This window comes from Diaphorobacter sp. HDW4B, from assembly GCF_011305535.1.
GTDB lineage: Bacteria > Pseudomonadota > Gammaproteobacteria > Burkholderiales > Burkholderiaceae_C > Diaphorobacter_A.
Genome location: NZ_CP049905.1, coordinates 4,650,164 through 4,668,627, shown reverse-complemented (window position 1 = coordinate 4,668,627; position 18,464 = coordinate 4,650,164). Strand labels below are relative to the sequence as shown.

Annotated in this window: 20 protein-coding genes; 10 read left to right on the top strand and 10 right to left on the bottom strand. The window is 61.5% G+C overall.

Annotated elements, in window-relative coordinates; all coding sequences use genetic code 11:
- Positions 1-44: 44 nt before the first annotated feature.
- The 3 genes from G7048_RS21310 to G7048_RS21300 form a co-directional block, all read right to left on the bottom strand.
- Positions 45-1,094, bottom strand: a complete 1,050-nt coding sequence (locus G7048_RS21310) for a zinc ribbon domain-containing protein (RefSeq protein WP_166070057.1) — start codon at positions 1,092-1,094, stop codon at positions 45-47.
- 355 nt (positions 1,095-1,449) lie between these two features.
- A complete protein-coding gene (locus tag G7048_RS21305; protein ID WP_166070056.1) occupies positions 1,450-3,678 on the bottom strand; it encodes an NADP-dependent isocitrate dehydrogenase in 2,229 nt (742 codons plus the stop codon).
- Positions 3,679-3,965: 287 nt separating this feature from the next.
- Complete coding sequence (locus G7048_RS21300) at positions 3,966-4,973, bottom strand: aldo/keto reductase (RefSeq protein WP_166070055.1); 1,008 nt, start codon at positions 4,971-4,973, stop codon at positions 3,966-3,968.
- Positions 4,974-5,087: 114 nt separating this feature from the next.
- Between G7048_RS21300 and G7048_RS21295 the strand changes: the two genes are divergently transcribed.
- Positions 5,088-6,071 (top strand): LysR family transcriptional regulator, encoded by a 984-nt coding sequence (locus G7048_RS21295; RefSeq protein WP_166070054.1) that lies wholly within the window; start codon positions 5,088-5,090, stop codon positions 6,069-6,071.
- On the opposite strand, the gene G7048_RS21290 is transcribed toward G7048_RS21295, so the two are convergent.
- The 3 genes from G7048_RS21290 to xseA form a co-directional block, all read right to left on the bottom strand.
- Positions 5,999-6,820 carry a hypothetical protein gene (locus G7048_RS21290; RefSeq protein WP_166070053.1) on the bottom strand — a complete coding sequence of 274 codons (822 nt, stop codon included), beginning with the start codon at positions 6,818-6,820 and terminating at the stop codon, positions 5,999-6,001. The genes G7048_RS21295 and G7048_RS21290 overlap by 73 nt on opposite strands.
- A gap of 140 nt (positions 6,821-6,960) precedes the next feature.
- Positions 6,961-7,545, bottom strand: coding sequence for a superoxide dismutase (locus G7048_RS21285; protein WP_166070052.1), 585 nt, complete (start codon positions 7,543-7,545; stop codon positions 6,961-6,963).
- A 173-nt stretch (positions 7,546-7,718) separates the two neighbouring features.
- Positions 7,719-9,035: an exodeoxyribonuclease VII large subunit gene (gene xseA, locus G7048_RS21280; RefSeq protein WP_166070051.1), complete on the bottom strand. Its 1,317-nt coding sequence runs from the start codon at positions 9,033-9,035 to the stop codon at positions 7,719-7,721.
- Between the two features lie 362 nt (positions 9,036-9,397).
- Here xseA and G7048_RS21275 point away from each other — a divergent pair, with 362 nt between their 5' ends.
- The 6 genes from G7048_RS21275 to adk all read left to right on the top strand — a co-directional run bounded on the left by G7048_RS21275 (position 9,398) and on the right by adk (position 13,389).
- On the top strand, positions 9,398-10,030 hold the full coding sequence (locus tag G7048_RS21275) for a MotA/TolQ/ExbB proton channel family protein (RefSeq protein WP_166070050.1): 633 nt from the start codon (positions 9,398-9,400) through the stop codon (positions 10,028-10,030).
- Between the two features lie 32 nt (positions 10,031-10,062).
- The gene (locus tag G7048_RS21270; RefSeq protein WP_166070049.1) at positions 10,063-10,488 is read left to right on the top strand and encodes a biopolymer transporter ExbD; all 426 of its coding nucleotides are present in this window, start codon (positions 10,063-10,065) and stop codon (positions 10,486-10,488) included.
- 10 nt (positions 10,489-10,498) lie between these two features.
- Positions 10,499-11,503 (top strand): tetraacyldisaccharide 4'-kinase, encoded by a 1,005-nt coding sequence (gene lpxK, locus G7048_RS21265; RefSeq protein ID WP_166070048.1) that lies wholly within the window; start codon positions 10,499-10,501, stop codon positions 11,501-11,503.
- A 50-nt stretch (positions 11,504-11,553) separates the two neighbouring features.
- Positions 11,554-11,736, top strand: coding sequence for a Trm112 family protein (locus tag G7048_RS21260; RefSeq protein ID WP_166070047.1), 183 nt, complete (start codon positions 11,554-11,556; stop codon positions 11,734-11,736).
- The gene (kdsB, locus tag G7048_RS21255; protein WP_166070046.1) at positions 11,733-12,533 is read left to right on the top strand and encodes a 3-deoxy-manno-octulosonate cytidylyltransferase; all 801 of its coding nucleotides are present in this window, start codon (positions 11,733-11,735) and stop codon (positions 12,531-12,533) included. The genes G7048_RS21260 and kdsB overlap by 4 nt, the downstream gene beginning before the upstream one ends.
- 199 nt (positions 12,534-12,732) lie before the next feature.
- Positions 12,733-13,389 carry an adenylate kinase gene (gene adk / locus G7048_RS21250; protein ID WP_166070045.1) on the top strand — a complete coding sequence of 219 codons (657 nt, stop codon included), beginning with the start codon at positions 12,733-12,735 and terminating at the stop codon, positions 13,387-13,389.
- Positions 13,390-13,480: 91 nt separating this feature from the next.
- Here the strand turns inward: adk and G7048_RS21245 are convergent, their stop codons facing one another.
- Entirely contained in the window at positions 13,481-14,476 is a 996-nt protein-coding gene (locus G7048_RS21245) for an asparaginase (protein ID WP_240933059.1), read from the bottom strand.
- Between the two features lie 94 nt (positions 14,477-14,570).
- Between G7048_RS21245 and lexA the strand changes: the two genes are divergently transcribed.
- The 3 genes from lexA (at position 14,571) to G7048_RS21230 (ending at position 16,481) form a co-directional block, all read left to right on the top strand.
- The gene (lexA, locus tag G7048_RS21240) at positions 14,571-15,245 is read left to right on the top strand and encodes a transcriptional repressor LexA (protein ID WP_166070044.1); all 675 of its coding nucleotides are present in this window, start codon (positions 14,571-14,573) and stop codon (positions 15,243-15,245) included.
- 177 nt (positions 15,246-15,422) lie between these two features.
- Entirely contained in the window at positions 15,423-15,848 is a 426-nt protein-coding gene (locus tag G7048_RS21235) for a hypothetical protein (RefSeq protein WP_166066189.1), read from the top strand.
- Positions 15,849-15,983: 135 nt separating this feature from the next.
- Positions 15,984-16,481, top strand: a complete 498-nt coding sequence (locus G7048_RS21230; RefSeq protein WP_166070043.1) for a HugZ family protein — start codon at positions 15,984-15,986, stop codon at positions 16,479-16,481.
- Here the strand turns inward: G7048_RS21230 and G7048_RS21225 are convergent.
- The 3 genes from G7048_RS21225 to dkgB all read right to left on the bottom strand — a co-directional run bounded on the left by G7048_RS21225 (position 16,468) and on the right by dkgB (position 18,443).
- Positions 16,468-17,001 carry a hypothetical protein gene (locus tag G7048_RS21225; protein ID WP_166070042.1) on the bottom strand — a complete coding sequence of 178 codons (534 nt, stop codon included), beginning with the start codon at positions 16,999-17,001 and terminating at the stop codon, positions 16,468-16,470. The genes G7048_RS21230 and G7048_RS21225 overlap by 14 nt on opposite strands.
- 70 nt (positions 17,002-17,071) lie before the next feature.
- Entirely contained in the window at positions 17,072-17,548 is a 477-nt protein-coding gene (locus G7048_RS21220) for a DUF1697 domain-containing protein (RefSeq protein WP_240933058.1), read from the bottom strand.
- A gap of 91 nt (positions 17,549-17,639) precedes the next feature.
- Complete coding sequence (gene dkgB, locus G7048_RS21215) at positions 17,640-18,443, bottom strand: 2,5-didehydrogluconate reductase DkgB (protein WP_166070040.1); 804 nt, start codon at positions 18,441-18,443, stop codon at positions 17,640-17,642.
- Between the last annotated feature and the right edge of the window lie 21 nt (positions 18,444-18,464).

Below are 18,464 nucleotides of genomic sequence, written 5' to 3'. Positions count from 1 at the left end.
TATCGGCGTAAAGGTGATGAGATGGATTGAAAGGACCCCAGCCATCAATCCAGAAGACTGTCGAGACTCTTGCTGTGGTTCTTCTTGCGCGCCGGAGCAGTGCCAGAGCCGGGTGAATCTTGAAGCACATGCACCGGCGCCACGGTGACCGGCGCAGGCTTTTCACTCAGCTTGGGCGCAGGATCGGCGGCTTGATCTGCTGGTTGAGCTGTCACCACGGTCGACTGCTGCACCGTCGATGGCGCGGCCACGTCCAGCGGTGCGCTGCTCGCGTCCACGGCTGCCGCAGTCGCATTTTGAGCCTCGGTGGCAGCGTCCACGGCAACCGGCGCAACAATGCTTTCCCCCTCGCTCATCCCCTCTTGAGCAGGCCGCGCATCCGCAGCAGGAAGGGACGCAGTGTTGGAACCCGCAAAGTGCTTGTAGCCAAACCAGCCGCCAGCCCCCACAACCGCCACAGCCAACACGCCGACGAGCAGCCACTTGAGACCTGAGCCCCCACCGGCACCCACCTGGCGTTCCATCTCGGCAAAGCTGTCGAAGCTCACCGACTCAGGCGTGCTCAGCGGTTGGCTCGGCACTTCACGCTGTACAGGCGGCGCGGGCAGGTCAGGCAATTCGAAATCCGGCATGCCACGCTGCACGGGGTGCAGCGGCAACGAATCGATGACGGAGCGTTCGATCTCGGCAGGCCGGGTATCGTCGAACGACAGACTCAGATCGACCTCTTCGACACGCGCGGTCGGTGCAGCCTCGGAAACCACGTCGGCGGAAGCCAGAGCAACGCCCTCGTCCTCGACGGACTCAGTCGACTTGATGCGCACGACTTCATCGTAAGCAGGCCCCAGCACCGGAACAGCCGTCCCGCATCCCGTACAGAACCGGACACCGGGCTTGAGCCCCTTGCCGCATTCCGGGCAGGCGACCAATGCATCGACGGGAGCCGCCTCAGAAAGCGCAGCAGGCTCCGTGTCGGCAAAGGAAAAGACAGGCGCCTCCACCGGGCTGGTGGAGACTTGGGAGACCAGCGTGCCGCACTTGTTGCAGAACCTGGCTCCTGTGGAAAGCGTATGACCGCAGGCAGGACAATTCATGGAATTCAAGATTAAACACGTCTATTCAGCTTCATCGTGCCATAGAAATCTTAAAAGTATTGCGCTGATTACCTGATTGCAACAATTCAAAGCAATTCAATTACATGGCGCAACAAATAAAGTCTCCTGGCAACCAAAACCAACTGTTCTACCTCATTTGCACATTGTGTCGGCGAGATAGTCATACGCCAATATAGCAACGGCTATTTGAGAACGGTACGCGATTGAGCACAGACTAAGCGCGCTGCAAGAGACGCATATGACAAAGCCCGCGTGGCTTCATGCCAATCGGGCTTTGGAGATCGGCCGAACCAGTCCCGATGAAGCATCAGGACTGATTGGAGATGGCGAACGATCAGGCAGCGATCTTGGCGACCACGGCGTTGAACGTGGCGCTTGGGCGCATCACTGCGTCCAGCTTGGCCAGGTCAGGCTGGTAGTAGCCGCCGATGTCGGCAGCCTTGCCTTGCACGGCCTTGAGTTCGCCAACGATCTTCTGTTCGTTGTCGGCGAATTCCTTGGCGATGGACGCGAACTTGGCGGCCAGGTCCTTGTCTTCGGTCTGAGCGGCCAGCGCCTGAGCCCAGTACAGAGCGATGTAGAACTGGCTGCCACGGTTGTCGAGTTCACCGGTGCGGCGCGATGGCGACTTGTTCTCGTCCAGCAGCTTGCCAGTGGCCTGGTCCAGCGTCTTGGCGAGCAACTTGGCCTTGGCGTTGTTGGTCTTGATGCCTTCTTCTTCGAAGGACACGGCCAGCGCAAGGAACTCGCCCAGCGAATCCCAGCGCAGGTGGTTTTCTTCCACGAGCTGCTCGACGTGCTTGGGAGCGGAGCCACCAGCGCCGGTTTCGTACAGCCCGCCGCCTTCCATCAGAGGCACGATGGACAGCATCTTGGCCGAGGTGCCCAGTTCCAGAATCGGGAACAGGTCGGTCAGGTAGTCGCGCAGGATGTTGCCGGTCACCGAGATGGTGTCCAGACCGCGAGCCGCGCGCTCGAGCGTGTAACGCATCGCGCGCACTTGCGACAGGATGTGGATTTCGAGGCCGGTGGTGTCGTGATCCTTCAGGTACTTCTGCACCTTCTTGATCAGTTCGGCTTCGTGTGGACGGTAGGGGTCCAGCCAGAACACGGCAGGCATGCCGGAGTTGCGGGCGCGCGAGACGGCCAGCTTCACCCAGTCGCGAATCGGAGCGTCCTTGACCTGGCACATGCGCCAGATGTCGCCCTGCTCCACGTTCTGGCTCATCAGCACTTCGCCGGTAGCCAGATCGACGATGTTGGCCACGCCGTCTTCTTCGATTTCGAAAGTCTTGTCGTGCGAGCCGTACTCTTCGGCCTTCTGAGCCATCAGACCCACGTTCGGCACGGTGCCCATGGTCTTCGGATCGAAGTTGCCATGCCACTTGCAGAAGTTGATCATTTCCTGATAGATGCGGGCGAAGGTCGACTCGGGCATCACGGCCTTGCAGTCGTATGGCTTGCCGTCAGCACCCCACATCTTGCCGCCCTGGCGAATCATCGCGGGCATGGATGCGTCCACGATCACGTCGTTGGGCGAATGGAAATTGGTGATGCCCTTGGCGGAGTCCACCATGGCCAGCGCCGGACGGTGTTCCTGGCACTTGTGCAGGTCACGGATGATTTCTTCGCGCAACGTGGCTGGCAGCGTTTCGATCTTCTCGAACAGGTTGGCCATGCCGTTGTTCACGTTCACGCCCAGTTCGTCGAACAGCTTGGCGTGCTTCTCGAACGCATCCTTGTAATAGATCTTCACGCAGTGACCGAACACGATGGGGTGCGAGACCTTCATCATCGTGGCCTTCACGTGCAGCGAGAACAGGATGCCGGACTGGCGGCAGTCTTCCAGTTCCTTTTCGTAGAACTCGACCAGCGCCTTCTTGCTCATGAACATCGAATCGATGACTTCACCAGCTTGCAAAGCGACCTTGGGCTTCAGAACGACGGTCTTGCCGCTCTTGGTGGTCAGTTCCATCTTGACGTCGCAAGCCTTGTCGAGCGTCATCGACTTTTCGCCGTGGTAGAAGTCGCCGTGCTCCATGTGGGACACGTGCGTCTGCGACCATTGCTTCCACTCGCCCATCGAATGGGGGTGCTTCTTGGCGTAGTTCTTGACGGCCAGCGGAGCGCGGCGGTCGGAATTGCCTTCGCGCAGAACGGGGTTCACAGCGGAGCCGATGCAGCGCGAATAGCGTGCCTTGATGTCCTTTTCGGCGTCGGTCTGAGCGTTCTCGGGGAAGTCGGGGATCTTGTAGCCCTTGCCTTGCAGTTCCTTGATGGCTTCCTGCAGTTGGCCCACCGATGCGGAGATGTTGGGCAGCTTGATGATGTTGGCGTCAGGCGTGAGCGTGAGCTTGCCGAGTTCGGCCAGGTTGTTGGGAACGCGCTGTTCTTCGGTCAGCAGTTCGGGGAACTCGCCCAGGATACGGGCAGCGACCGAGATGTCGCTGTCGGCGACTTCAATGCCGGCGTTGGAAGCGAAACCGCGAACGATAGGCAGAAACGACGCTGTGGCGAGTCGTGGTGCTTCGTCGGTCAGGGTATAGATGATTTTCGAAGTCATTGTCTCTTTCAAGTGGCGAAACAGGGAGCTGGGTGCAGCGGGTCTTTCATGAAAACCCGCTACAAAAAAACCGGTCCGAAACGTGGCTGCATGCGCCTGCCCGCGGGTAAACGGACGTCATTGCGCAATGCAATATCACGATACGGAATTCGATCCCAAGATTGTCGCTGTTTTTCAAGTCTTATACAAGACTCAAGCCCCTAGAAAGCCGTCTCGAAAGAGGGGAAAACCGGCTTCCGCACGAGGAAGCCAGTCACTTTGGCTAGGGAAAATCCGTAGCGTGGCACTCAACGATTCACAAGAGCCAGTGATGCAGCCGTGTAACGCTCCCCCTGCACTTTGCCTGGATCCTGTGACGCGACGATTTCAGCCAGATCCGCCGCCGAGAGGCGAATGCCCGCCGCCGCAATGTTCTCGCGCAGATGCGGCTCGCGCCGCGCGCCCGGAATCGGCACGATGTGCTCGCCCTGTGCCAGCACCCAGGCCAGAGCCAACTGCGCCGCCGTGCATCCGCGCGCCTCGGCCATGCGCTGCAAGGTGGCGATGAGCGGCGTGTTGCGCTCCCACGCGTCGGCCTGAAAGCGCGGCAGGTTGCGGCGGAAATCGTCCGCCGCCAGTTGATCCGGCGCGGGCAGCTTGCCGGTCAAAGCGCCCCGTCCCAGTGGGCTGTAAGGCACAAAGCCGACGCCCAACTCGACGCAGGTGGGCAACGTGGTCTGCTCGACCTCGCGGCTCCAGAGCGAATATTCGGACTGCACCGCCGAGATCGGATGCACGGCATGAGCCCGCTTGAGCGTCGCCGCCGATGGCTCGGACAGCCCCAGAAACCGCACCTTGCCCTCGCGCACAAAGTCCGCCATCACGCCGACCACCTCCTCGATCGGCACGGAAGGATCGACGCGGTGCTGGTACAGCAGATCGATGGCGTCCACCTCCAGCCGCTTGAGCGACGCGTGCACCACGTCGCGGATGTGCTCGGGGCGGCTGTTCAGGCCCACCATGCGGGCGGGGCCTTGGCGCTCGGGCGTTTCAGGCGCGATGTCGAAGCCGAACTTGGTCGCGACGATCACCTTGTCGCGCTTTCCCTTCAGCGCCTTCGCGAGCAATTGTTCGTTGGTGTACGGCCCGTAGACCTCGGCCGTATCCCAGAAGTTACAGCCAAGCTCCAGTGCGCGGTGCAACGTGTTCAGAGCGTCGCCCTCCTCCGCGCCGCCGTAGGCAAAGCTCATGCCCATGCAGCCCAGGCCCACGGCCGAAACCTGGAGTCCTTGCGATCCGAGTTGTCTGGTTTCCATACTCAATCCATTCCTTTTCAGCGTTTTTCTCATCAAGACCCATGCAGTGTGCGGCAAGGCTTTGCATCTGATAATCCGATCAATGCTCAACAAACTCATGAGCAAATTTCACAAATGAACAAGCAGCCCAACTCGCCGAACCCGAATGCCCCAAGCACCAGTCTGGACGCACTGGCTGCATTTGCCAAGGTGGCACAGCACCGCAGCTTCAGCGCCGCCGCCCGCGAGCTGGGGGTCACGCCCTCGGCGCTGAGCCACGGCATCGCTCAATTGGAAGCCGGAATGCAACTGCGCCTGCTGCATCGCACCACGCGCAGCGTCACGCCTACTGATGCAGGTCAACTGCTGCTCGACCGGCTCGCGCCCGCGCTTGCCGACATGCAACTGGCCGTGCAAGAGGCACGCGACATGGGCACCACACCCAGCGGCAGGCTGCGGCTGAACGTGCCAAGACAGGCCGCGCGCATCGTGCTCGCGCCCGTGCTGGCCGAGTTTCACGAACGCTGCCCGCTGGTGGAATTGGAAATCGCCACCGACGACCGGCTGGTCGACATCGTCGAAGGTGGATTCGATGCAGGCATCCGCTTTGGTGAAAGCCTCGCGAACGGCATGGTCGCCCTGCCGCTCACGCCCGTGCCGCGCTTCATCGTCGTCGGCACGCCGCAATATCTGGCCGAGCATGGCAAGCCGCAAACGCCGCAGGATCTGCAAGCGCATCGCTGCATCAACCGACGCTTTCCGAGCGGCGCGCATTACCGCTGGGAATTCAGCCAGAACGGTCGCCAGATCGAGGTGCAGACACAAGGCCCGCTCACGCTCGACGACGACGTGATGATCGTTCAGGCCGCGCTTGCCGGAATCGGTCTGGCCTATGTGTATGAAGACATGGTGAGCGATGCGCTCTCACGCGGCGCGCTGGAATGCGTGCTCGCCGACTGGTGCCCGCCGACCGAAGGTTTTTACCTTTATTACCCGAGCCGACGCCACCAGTCACCCGCGCTCAGGGGGCTGATCGAGTTGCTGACTCAGGTGCGCGGAGTCCGATCGACCAAGCCAATGGAGCAACTGCCTCCCGCCGGAATGCGCACGCCCGCCTGACAGATGGTGGTGATTGGCGCGGGACTGGCCTTGGTCAGCGGCGCGCGCCCCAAGGTCGGTGCACCGAATACGCCTTGCAGGCCGAACGGAACGCCACCGGAATCAAACCCTTGAATATCGTCGATCATCATGGTGTAGCCGGTCCGGTTGAACAACGCAGCGAAAGTGCTGGAGCCGAAGACAGTGCCATCTCCGCTGCCGAATCCAAGAAATCCAAGTCCGGCTGTGCCGACGTCATCGTATGAACCACCAAAGGCCTGGGAGATGAAAGATGGGCTTCTTGAACCATCTGCCACGAAGATGTTTTCCAACGGTTGGCCACCCGTCACATCGAACAGCGATGAAGGAGTCATCGAAGCGGTCCAGACGATCCCGTCAGTGACGGGCAACGATCCAATCTCGAATTGAATGGATGTCGCTTGCTCATTGACACTCGCATAGGCAGATCTCATGATCGGATCTCCGCCCCAACCGCCAAGCGCCAGTGCACTCGCAAACAGGGCCGCAGCCAAACTGCGCGGTGCCTTGCGCCGCAGGGCCAGCGCACCGCCAATCGCCACCAACAAGGCCATTGCCAATGCGACCCAGTCGCTCATCACTGGCACCGAAGCGACTGTCGGAGCCGACCGTTCGAATGAAAAAGTGACCATGGCATAAGGCGCAGCCGCTGCCATCGCGACGGATGACCCCAGCGCCAGAAAAGCGCCCACAACGAGACTGGCCGCTCGCGAACCTTGTTTGAACTGCATATTTCCCTCGAATGTAATTAATTGTGTAAAACAATTCTATGCGTGAACATTCGAGCGGCGCAATCGATATGCAGCCCCTGAAATGACAAAAGCCTCCTTTCGGAGGCTCCTGTCATTGCTTCAGCAAGATCGCGTGACGATCAAGCGAAGTTGGCTTCGGCAAACTTCCAGTTCACCAGCTTGTCGAAGAAGGTTTCGACAAACTTCTGACGCAGGTTGCGGTAGTCGATGTAGTAGGCGTGTTCCCACACGTCCACGGTCAGCAGGGCCTTGTCGGCGGTGGTCAGTGGGGTGCCGGCAGCGCCCATGTTGACGATGTCGACGGAGCCGTCAGCCTTCTTCACCAGGAAGGTCCAGCCGGAGCCGAAGTTGCCCACGGCGGAGGTCACGAAAGCCTTCTTGAAGTCGGCAACGCTGCCCCACTTCTTGTTGATCGCGTCCAGCAGAGCGCCGGTGGGTTCGCCGCCGCCGCTGGGGGTCATGCAGTTCCAGAAGAAGGTGTGGTTCCAGATCTGGGCAGCCTGGTTGTAGATGCCGCCGGAAGCCTTCTTGATCACGTCTTCGAGTTCCAGGTTTTCGAACTCGGTGCCCACTTGCAGCTCGTTGAGCTTGACCACGTAGGCATTGTGATGCTTGAGGTAGTGGTACTCCATCGTTTCCTTGCTGTAGCCGGCGGGGGCCAGAGCGTCGATGGCATAGGGCAATGGTGGCAGGGTGCGTTCCATGGTTGTTTCCTCGTGGTTGGATTGATTGATGTGGGTAGCGCCATGCAGCATGCACCGCCAGCGTTACCGGGGAAATACTTGACCATTGTAGGAGGCGAAGCACCCCTTCGATGGAATATGGATATGCAAACGGCATTGGCTTACAGAAAACCCAAGGCCGCTTTTTCCACGCATCACAGCAGCCGGGGCGGAGTCACCACCACGTCGAGCACACCATCCGATACTGCCACGTTCAGGGCGGTGCCCGGCGGGGCCTGCTTCACGCTCGTCACAGTGCGGCCTCGCGCATCGCTCAGAAGCGAGTAGCCGCGCGCCAGCACATGCTGCGGGTTGAGCAGTTCCAGCCGCGTGGCCGCGTTGGCCAGCCGCTGCTCCAGCCGCCCCATGGATCGTTCGATGCTTCGGGGCAGCGTCGCGCTCCATTGTTCGAGCTGCTTGTCGCCCCGATGCAATTGCTGCTGCACGGACTGCTGCAGGCGCTGCGTTCGGTGCATCAGCTCGAGCCGCTGTTTGGCGATGTGATTGGAGGGGCGACTGATCTGCCGCGCCGCCATGTCCAGGCACTGGGCATGGCGGTCGAGCTGGCGCTCCACGGCCTCGGTCAGGCGCTCCTGCATCAGTTCCAGCGCCCCCAACCAGAGATCGCGCGGCTGGGCCACCAGTTCGGCGGCGGCCGTGGGGGTGGGCGCGCGCAGGTCGGCGCAGAAATCGGCAATCGTGAAGTCGGTTTCGTGCCCCACCCCGCTGACCAGCGGCACCGGGCTTTGCACGATGATGCGCGCGAGTTGCTCGTCGTTGAAGGCCCAGAGGTCCTCGATGGAGCCCCCGCCGCGCACCAGCAGAATCACATCGACCGGCGGAACGCCGTTCTTTTCGGGAGCATCATCGCCCGCCATCGAATACAGCTTTTCCAGCGCTCGCACGATGGAAGCCGGCGCCTGCGCACCCTGCACCAGCGCCGGAATCATCACCACCGGAATATGGGGCACGCGCCGCTTGAGCGCTGTCATCACGTCATGCCAGGCGGCGGCTCCGGGCGATGTGACCACGCCGATCGCCCGTGGGAACACCGGCAGCTCGCGCTTGCGGGCCGAATCGAACAGGCCTTCCTGCTCCAGCTTGGCTTTCAAGCGCAGGAATTGCTCGAACAACGCGCCCTGACCCGCGCGCTGCATGCTTTCCACGACCAGTTGCAAGTCGCCGCGCGCCTCATAGACGCCCAGACGTCCGCGCACCTCGACCAGTTCGCCGTCGCGCGGCGAGAAATCCATCATGGAGGCGGCGCGCTTGAACATGGCGCAGCGAATCTGCCCCTGCGGATCCTTGATCGAAAAGTAGCAATGACCGCTGGCCGCGCGCGAGAACCCACTGATTTCGCCGCGAACGGCCACCGGATTGAACCGGGCCTGCAATGCGTCGGAAATCGCACGGCACAGCGAGCCAACCTCCCACACATGTGGCTCCAGTCCTACATTTTGTCGGTCAAACATAGATGGGCTCTGGCTTTCGGGCAAATCGCAAGTTGTAGTAGTCCACAGAATGCATGGGTAGTGAGTGATCGCATTGCAGACCCACAGAAACCTTACACAACGCGCATATCCTCGTACAAACCATTGATTTTAAAAGAAAAATTGATGACGATTTTTTGATCAATTTATTGAAACCACGACGCCATGCCGCTTTGCGGCGGGTGCATCGATACTTTCCCACAAAGTTATCCACAGAAATTGTGGGTGACTTCTTGCAATCCACAGGACTACATTGATAGAGGACACAAAACATACTCAATTTTTGTAGCTAGGCCAAGAGCTGGGCCATAATCGCCCACTGCTTTCATACGCGGGAGAGAGATTTGCTGTCGATCATACAAGCCGCAGGCTGGCCCATCTGGCCACTGATTGCCTGTTCCATTCTGGCCCTTGCGCTCATCATCGAGCGCTTCATTGCCCTGAAAACTGCGCGCGTCGCGCCGCCAAAGCTGCTGGACGAAGCCATGACGGTTTCCTCCAAAGGCGTGCCCGGCCCCGATGTGGTGGCACAACTGGCCCAGAATTCCGCGCTTGGTGAAGTGCTGGCCTCGGGCCTGCGCACGCTCAACAGCGAACCTCAGGCCACCGAAGAGGATGTCCGCGCCTCGATGGAAAGCACCGGCCGTGCCGTGGCGCATCGCCTGGAAAAATACCTGAACGCGCTGGCGACCATCGCCTCCGCTGCACCACTGCTGGGTCTGTTTGGCACCGTGGTCGGCATGATCGAGATCTTCGGCTCGCAAGGCGGTGGAAACACCATGTCCGGCGGCAACCCGGCGCAGCTCGCGCATGGCATCTCGATCGCCCTGTACAACACCGCTTTCGGCCTGATCATCGCGATTCCCACGCTGATCTTCTGGCGCTACTTCCGCAGCCGCGTCGACGACTATCTGCTGAACATGGAGCTGTCGTCCGAGCAGTTCCTGCGTTACCTGAAGCGCCACGCCGGTCGCTGAAGTCTTCAAAGCACAGAACGCAGGCACAAGCCATGAACTTTCGACCACGCGCCAAGGAAGCACCGGAGATCAACCTGATCCCGTTCATCGACGTGCTGCTGGTGATCCTCATCTTCCTGATGCTGTCCACCACCTACAGCAAGTTCACCGAAATGCAGCTCTCGCTGCCGGTGGCCGATGTGGAGCAGATGCGTGACCGCCCCAAGGAAATCATCGTTTCCGTGGGCGCGGATGGCCGCTACGCCGTGAACCGTTCCGCCCTCGAAGGCAAGAACGTGGAAACGGTGGCCGCCGCCCTGTCCACCGCCGCCAAGGCGGGCAAGGACAGCGTGATCATCATCAGCGCCGACGCCTCATCGCCGCACCAGGCGGTCGTCACCGTCATGGAGGCCGCACGCCGCGTGGGCCTCTCGCAAATCACCTTCGCCACCCAGACGTCGGCATCGGCCGGCAAATAAGCAGGACCACATGGCCGGGAACGCATCCTCCGCGCTGCGCACATCGTGGCAGCGCCGGGGCGCTCTCGGTTACCTGCTCTGGCCTGTCTCCCAGCTCTACGGAGCCCTCACCGCCCTGCGCCGTGCGCTCTACCGCAGCGGCACACTCCAAAGCACGCGCCTTCCCGTTCCCGTGATCACCGTCGGCAATGTGATTGCCGGTGGCGCGGGCAAAACTCCCGTGACCATGGCCATCGTGCGGCATCTGCAGGCACACGGGTTCCACCCCGGCGTCATCTCGCGCGGCTATGGGCGCAAGACCGAAGGCTGCCGCGCTGTCACCGAAAAAAGCACAGCGCACGACGTGGGCGACGAACCGCTGCTGCTTGCGCGCGCGCTGCAGGTGCCGGTCTTCGTCGCCAGCCAACGTGCCGAGGCCGGGCAAGCCCTGCTCGATGAGCATCCCGAAGTAAACATCCTCGTCTGCGATGACGGCCTGCAGCATCTGGCGCTGCAGCGTGACATCGAGGTCTGCGTGTTCAACAACGAAGGCGCGGGCAACGGCTGGCTGCTGCCCGCAGGCCCGCTGCGCGAGCCATGGCCGCGCAATGTAGATCTGGTGCTGTACGCGGGTCAGCCCCCCGGTGGCCAATCGCCGCAGTTCGAGCTGACTCGCCAGCTCGCCGCGAATGCAGTCAATGCGGACGGTTTTCACCAGCCACTCGATGCGCTGCGCGGGCAAGCCGTGAACGCGCTGGCTGCCATCGCCCGGCCTGAAGATTTCTTCGGCATGCTGCAAGCGCACGGCCTCACCTTGAAGCAGACCTTCGCCCTGCCCGATCACTTCGATTTCAGCGACTGGAAGCTGGAGGGCGATGCGGCTCTGCCCCTGCTGTGCACCGAAAAAGACGCCACCAAACTCTGGCCCATGCAGCCCGAGGCGCTGGCCGTGCCGCTGGAAGTCCGGTTGCCAGCAGCGTTTTTCGAAGCGCTCGATACGCTGCTCAAGCGCTATCATCCACCCCTTGCTCAATGAACCACGCAAGGGTGTGCGATCGCTCGCATGCCCTTCAAAAGAACACCGCCATGGATCCCAAACTGCTTGAACTGCTGGTATGCCCCGTCACCAAAGGCCCGCTGACCTTTGACCGCGAGCGCCAGGAACTCATCTCGCGCAGTGCCCGTCTGGCCTACCCGGTGCGCGACGGCATTCCCGTCATGCTCGAAAACGAAGCGCGCGAGCTGACCGACGAAGAGCTCGAAGCATGAGCGCTGCCGCTCCTGCCGCACCGTTCACGGTGCTGATTCCCGCGCGCATGGCGTCTTCGCGCCTGCCCAACAAACCACTGGCCGACATCGCCGGAGCGCCCATGGTGGTGCACGTGGCACGCCGCGCCTCGCAAAGCGCCGCCACCCGCGTCGTTGTGGCAGCGGATGACCAGCGCATCGTCGATGCCTGCCAAGCGCACGACGTGCAAGCCATTCTGACGCGCGCCGACCACCCAAGCGGCAGCGACCGCCTGGCTGAAGCCTGCGGACAACTGGGCCTCGATGGCAGTGACATCGTGGTCAACGTGCAAGGCGACGAGCCGCTGATCGACCCACGCCTGATCGACGCGGTCGCGAGCATCCTCGAACAGCGCGGCGACGCCAGCATGGGCACAGCCGCACACGCCATCGACTCGGTGGAGGACTACGTCAATCCGAACGTGGTCAAGGTCGTTCTCGATGCCAAGGGCTTGGCGCATTACTTCAGCCGCTCGCCGATTCCGTTTGCGCGCGACTTTGCACCCGGCACGGCCTGGTGGAAAGACGAGAAGCATCTACCTGTCGCAGCCAAGGGTGTCGCTCCGCTGCGCCACATCGGCATCTACAGCTACCGCGCCGGTTTTCTGCGCGAGTTCCCGCGCCTTGCACCCGCACCCACCGAGGTGCTGGAGGCGCTGGAGCAGTTGCGAGCGCTCTGGCATGGTCACCGCATTGCAGTGCACGTGAGCGAACACGCGCCCGGCCCCGGCGTGGACACGCCTGCCGATCTGGAGCGCGTGCGGGCGCTGCTGGGCTGAGAGTCACTCAACGAAACAGACTGCGCCACATTGGGGCAATCCATCAGTCACTTCACCCAAATCAGAGGATAGTCTCTATGCTGACCGTCAGTTTGGTGCGGGCTACGCGTGCTATCCTTGACCGGTTTAGAGCACAAGAGCGGGCGCTGGCATGTCCGCGGCTGATGTGCCCACAGATTTCAACATACAGAGGACATCCATGAGACTGATTTTGCTCGGCGCCCCAGGTGCCGGTAAGGGTACACAAGCCGCCTTCATCTGCCAGAAATACGGTATCCCGCAAATCTCCACTGGCGACATGCTGCGCGCAGCTGTCAAGGCTGGCACCCCGCTGGGCGTGCAGGCCAAGGCCGTGATGGACGCAGGCCAACTGGTCAGCGACGACCTGATCATCAACCTGGTCAAGGAACGCATCGCCCAGCCAGACTGCGCCAAGGGCTTCCTGTTCGACGGTTTCCCCCGCACCATCCCTCAGGCCGACGCCATGAAGGCTGCCGGCGTGAAGCTGGACTACGTGCTCGAAATCGATGTTCCGTTCGAAGCCATCATCGAACGCATGAGCGGCCGCCGCTCGCACCCCGCCTCTGGTCGCACCTACCACGTCAAGTTCAACCCACCCAAGGCGGCGGGCAAGGATGACGTGACCGGCGAAGACCTGGTCCAGCGCGAAGACGACAAGGAAGAAACCGTCAAGAAGCGCCTCGACGTGTACGACGCCCAGACCCGTCCGCTGGTTGACTACTACTCCAACTGGGCCAAGGCCGACGCTGCCGCAGCCCCCAAGTACCGGGCCATCAGCGGCACCGGCTCCGTGGAAGAAATCACGCAGCGCGCCCTGCAGGCACTGGCAGGCTGATCACTTTTTCAGCCATGTCACACAAACAAGAACGCCGCTTCATGCGGCGTTTTTTGTGGGCGCTTGGTTTCTGAGCTGTTTCTGAGCGGACTCAATCGCCCACGACCGAATCGTCGTCTTCGGCCGCCAGATCGTCATCGATCAGATCCAGCATCAGGCAGATCCGTGCCTTGACCGGGCTGAGCCCGTTGGCGCTCGCCCAGCGCGCATCGGGCTCGCCATGCACCAGTCCCTCGACGCAGCGCGAAGCCACGCGCACCAGCACACCCTCTTGTTCCACGGCCTCCAGCGCCTGCTCCAGCGTCTTGTGCAGCGTGCCGTTGCCCGTGGCAGCGACAACAATGCCATCCACGCCCTGCGCCGCCAACGCCCTCACCAGCGCGCCGCTGACGCCCGCGTGGCTCATGACGATCTCCACCTGTGGCCACAGATCGGGCTCGGGCAGGGTCTGCACCAGCCGCGCACTCGACGCCACCGGACGCTCCGGCGCGCTGTTGCGCACCCAGCGCACGCTGCGCCCCTCCACCCAGCCCAGCGGGCCCGCATCGCCCGAAGAAAACGCATTCAGCCGCAGCGGATGCACCTTGGTGACCTCGCGCGCGCCGTGAATTTCGCCCGCTGCCACGCACAACACACCACTGGCCGTGGGCTCGCTCGCCACGATCACGGAATCCAGCAGGTTCTGCGGCCCATCCGGAGCCAGCGCCGTCGCCGGACGCATGGCGCTGCACAGCACGACGGGCTTGCGCGGATCCAGCACCTGTTGCAAAAACCACGCAGTTTCTTCCAGCGTGTCCGTGCCATGCGTGATCACGATGCCCTGCACGTCCGGATCAGCCAGATGCTTCTCGCAATGCCGAGCAAGCTTGAGCCAGATTTCGTGGCTCATGTCCTTGCTATCCACTTGAGCGATCTGTTTGGCAACCAGCCCACCCGCAGCCACCTCCGCCAGTGCAGGAACCGCCGCGATCAGACCCTCCACGCCAATCTGCGCTGCGGTGTAACCCGTATTGGCACCGGCGACTGCAGAAGTGCCAGCTATCGTCCCGCCCGTTCCCAGCAGCACGATTTTTTTTGCAACAACCACTTGCGTCTCCTTAAAAACTGTTCAAAAATACAGGCACTGGATGTTTAACCAGTAACTCACTCCGCAACCCTGACTGCATTGGATGGATCGCACCATGTCCGACAGCCCCAAGCTCACCGCCCGTCAGCAGCAAATTCTGGATCTGATCCAGAACGCCATCTCGCGCACCGGCGCGCCGCCCACCCGTGCGGAAATCGCTGCCGAACTGGGCTTCAAGTCCGCCAACGCCGCCGAAGAGCACCTGCAGGCCCTGGCCCGCAAAGGCGTGATCGAACTCGTCAGCGGCACCTCGCGCGGCATTCGTCTGCGCTCCGAGACCGTGCGCAACATCAACGCCGCACGCGGCTCGCAGTTCAACCTGCCGATTCCGGGCCTGTCCCAGCTGATTCTGCCGCTCATCGGGCGCGTCGCAGCCGGTTCGCCCATTCTCGCGCAAGAACACATTGATCAAAGCTATACCGTCGAAGGCAGCCTCTTCGCACGCAAGCCCGACTACCTGCTCAAGGTGCGCGGCATGTCCATGCGCGATGCCGGCATCATGGACGGCGACCTGCTCGCCGTGCAGGCCACGCAAGACGTCCGCAATGGCCAGATCGTCGTCGCGCGCCTGGGCGATGAAGTCACCGTCAAGCGCCTGCGCCGCTCGGCCGAAGCCATCGAGCTGCTGCCCGAGAATCCGGACTACCCGGTCATCACCGTGCACCCCGGCGAGCCGTTTGAAATCGAAGGTCTTGCGGTCGGTCTGATCCGCAACACCATGCTCATGTAGAGCAACACCCCAGTTCCCAGCGCTGATCGCAGGTGGCGGGCGTTTGGCGAGTTCATGGAGATTTCCGTGAATTCGTCAACCCTGCGGCAGCGCTTCGTCCGTACCTCGGAAATCCTGCCTGTGTTCCACCCTTTTCATGACGTATTCATCCCCACTTCGTCATGCTGGAGAAATCACATGCACATGCGTTCTGCCCTGATCGAACTGTCCGCTCTCGCCCAGCCTCTCAACCGCCTCGCCCACTGGGTCGCTGAGCGTGCGGGCAACGACCACTCCGTCAGCCAATCTCGCGAAGTCGACATCTCCGAGCTCAAGCTGCTGGTGCGCCCACGCCTTGGCAAGGTCCGTCGCCTTGCCACATCGGCCGCCAACAGCGACCGCCTCGACTTTCTCGCCGCCACCCAAACCTCGCTGCAACTGGCCAGCCACAACGCAGCTGTACAAGCGTCCAAACAGGCACGCCCCGCCCTGCGCGTGGTCGTCAAACCCGACGCCACTGGCGGCACAGGCCGCATGGTCATCTCCGGCCGCATGGCCGATGTATGCGCCGAGCTGGATCGACTTGCACATCAGCAAGAACGTCAGATGCAGCCCTGCGCCTGAAAACGCACAGAGCAAGCCAGCGTGTTCGCCACGCCATTCACAACGCAGATTGCCTGCGCGCAATGGCGTCCGCGTTCGTCGCAGGCTTTCTACAATGGCGCATCTGAACCCACTTTCGCTTTGGACCTTGACGCCATGTCCCACGAATCCCGCCTCCAGGGCAGTCTGCGCGAGTTGATCGAACAGCGCCGCACTGCGGCACTCGCCGTCGCGTCCATCGATGGCCAGAGCGCGCCGTTGATTTCCATGGTGCCGTTCGCTTGGTGCGCGGAATTCGGCTGCCTTGTGATCCACGTGAGCGCGCTGGCCGCGCACACGCAGGCCATGCAGCAGCATGCCGCCGTGTCGCTGCTTTTTGCTGCGCCGGAAGTTGCGGGTGAAGGTGTGCATGCGCTGGAACGGGTCAGCCTTCAAGGCATTGCATCGACACCACCCAAGAAAAGCGTTCTGTGGACCGGCCTGCGCAACGCTTATCTCGCGCGTTTTCCCGAGGCCGAATTCATGACCGAATTGCCCGACTTCCGCTTTGTCTGCATCACGCCGGAATCAGCTCGCCACATTGCAGGCTTCGGCTCGGCGCGTGATGTTTCGGGCAACGATTTTGTGGCCGCGATGAATTTCAAGTCTGAATGATCCGTACGCCCGATTCGCTCGCCTTGCCAGCAACGAACGCCGCCACGTCGCTGAACGCCGAATCCGCATTTCCGGCAACGCAGCCCATCACATAGTCCTGCCACATCTGCCCCTGCTGCTCGACTTGCGCCACGACGAACTGCGCCAGCATGCGCGCTGAATCATCGCAGCCCTCATACGCATACGGATCACGCCGCAGACACACCGCCTTCACCTGCAACCACGCGGCTTGCCGCGTCACCGCCATGCCTTGCAGACGCTGCCATTGGTGCAGCAGCTCGTGCGCAAACACACCTGCCACATAAGGATGCGCCAGCTTGAGCGACTGCGCCGGATCGCCATGCACAAAGCACGCGCGCGGCATGTAGATGCGCCCGCCATTCATCGACAAGGCCCGCCGCGTATCGCCCAAGCGACGCACGTGCAGGCGCATGCGCGGCAGCAGCGCATCGAGCGAATGCGCAAAAAAGCGGTGCACGAATGCACGTTCGGCTTCGGTGACAGAACGGCTCCAGAACATGAGCAATGCGTTGCAAGCAAGTGGGCGAACGTCGATTCTGACCCATCCAACGCGGCGTTGATGGTCGAAATCAGACCGCCACACACTTTTGAACCGTGGCCCAGGTCCGCGTGGTCACGTTCTTCCCAAAGGTCTTTTCAATAAGACTCATGAAAACCGGGCCGTCCTCATGCGGGACGTAAGCAGTGAAAACCTCGCCATCCTGTACCGCGAGAATCCGCGCGCCCTGCAATTCCATAGGGAAACTCAGGTTTGCCGCATTCGGTTCGCTCAAGAAGGTCACGACCCGTTTGGCTTGCGGCGACACGTCAAATCCTGCGAACGGATTGGCGCTCAAAAGCTTCTGCAGATGATCCAGTCTGCGCAGAATGACCGGAAAGCTGCGAGGTAGATCGGCGCTCATACCGGCCTCGATCATCGAGCGCAGGTTCTTCTCCGACCTTGCCGTGCTGGAGAAAACCACGTTGCCACTGGACAGCACAGTCCTCACCTCGGTGAGTCCCAGCTTCTCGAAGCACGCTTTGAGATCAGCCATCTTGGCATTCATGGGACTGACGCCACGAAGAAAGGCAGCATAACGGGGCATGGAAATCCTCTCGCGCAAAGACTTGAGTTGACGCGAGAAGGAGGTTAACCGATCAATCCCAAACCGGAGCCAATCCTTGCGGATTCACCTCGCGTCCGTTGCGCTCCAGCGCTGCGATCTTTGCCATGTCGTCTGCATCCAGATGCAGCTTTTGCGCCAGCAGATTACTCACCAGATTCTCACGTTTGGTGGACGAAGGAATCACGGCATAGCCAAGCTGCAACGCCCAGGCCAGCGCCACTTGCGCGACGCTTGCCTTGTGCTTGTGCGCGATCGCCGAAAGCACGGGATCGTTCAGCACCTTGCCATACGCCAGCGTCATGTAGGAAGTGACCTGAATGCCCTGCTCTTTCAAGAACGCCGTCAGCTTGGCGTTCTGCAGATAAGGACTCAGCTCGATCTGGTTGGTCGCGATCTCGCCCTTGCCCACCACGGCGATGGCTTGGCGCGTGAGGTCGATGTTGAAGTTGGAAATGCCGATCTGCCGGGTCAGCCCCTGTACCTTCGCTTCGGCCAACGCTTCCATGAATTCAGGCAAAGCCACCGCACCGCCCGGAGCCGGCCAGTGGATCAGCGTGAGATCGACCACGTCGGTGCGCAGCTTGTCCAAGCTCTCGCGCAGGCTGGGGATGAGCTTTTGCTTCGAGAAGTTGTCCACCCAGATCTTGGTGGTGATGAAGAGTTGATCGCGCGGCACGCCGGACTCGGCAATCGCCTCGCCCACTTCGGCCTCGTTGCCGTAGATCTGCGCAGTGTCGATGACGCGGTAGCCCACGTCCAGCGCCTTGAGGACGGAGTCCTTGGCCGCGCCATCTTTCAAACGGAAGGTACCTGCGCCAAAAGAAGGAATGCTCATGATGATTCGATGCTCCAGAAG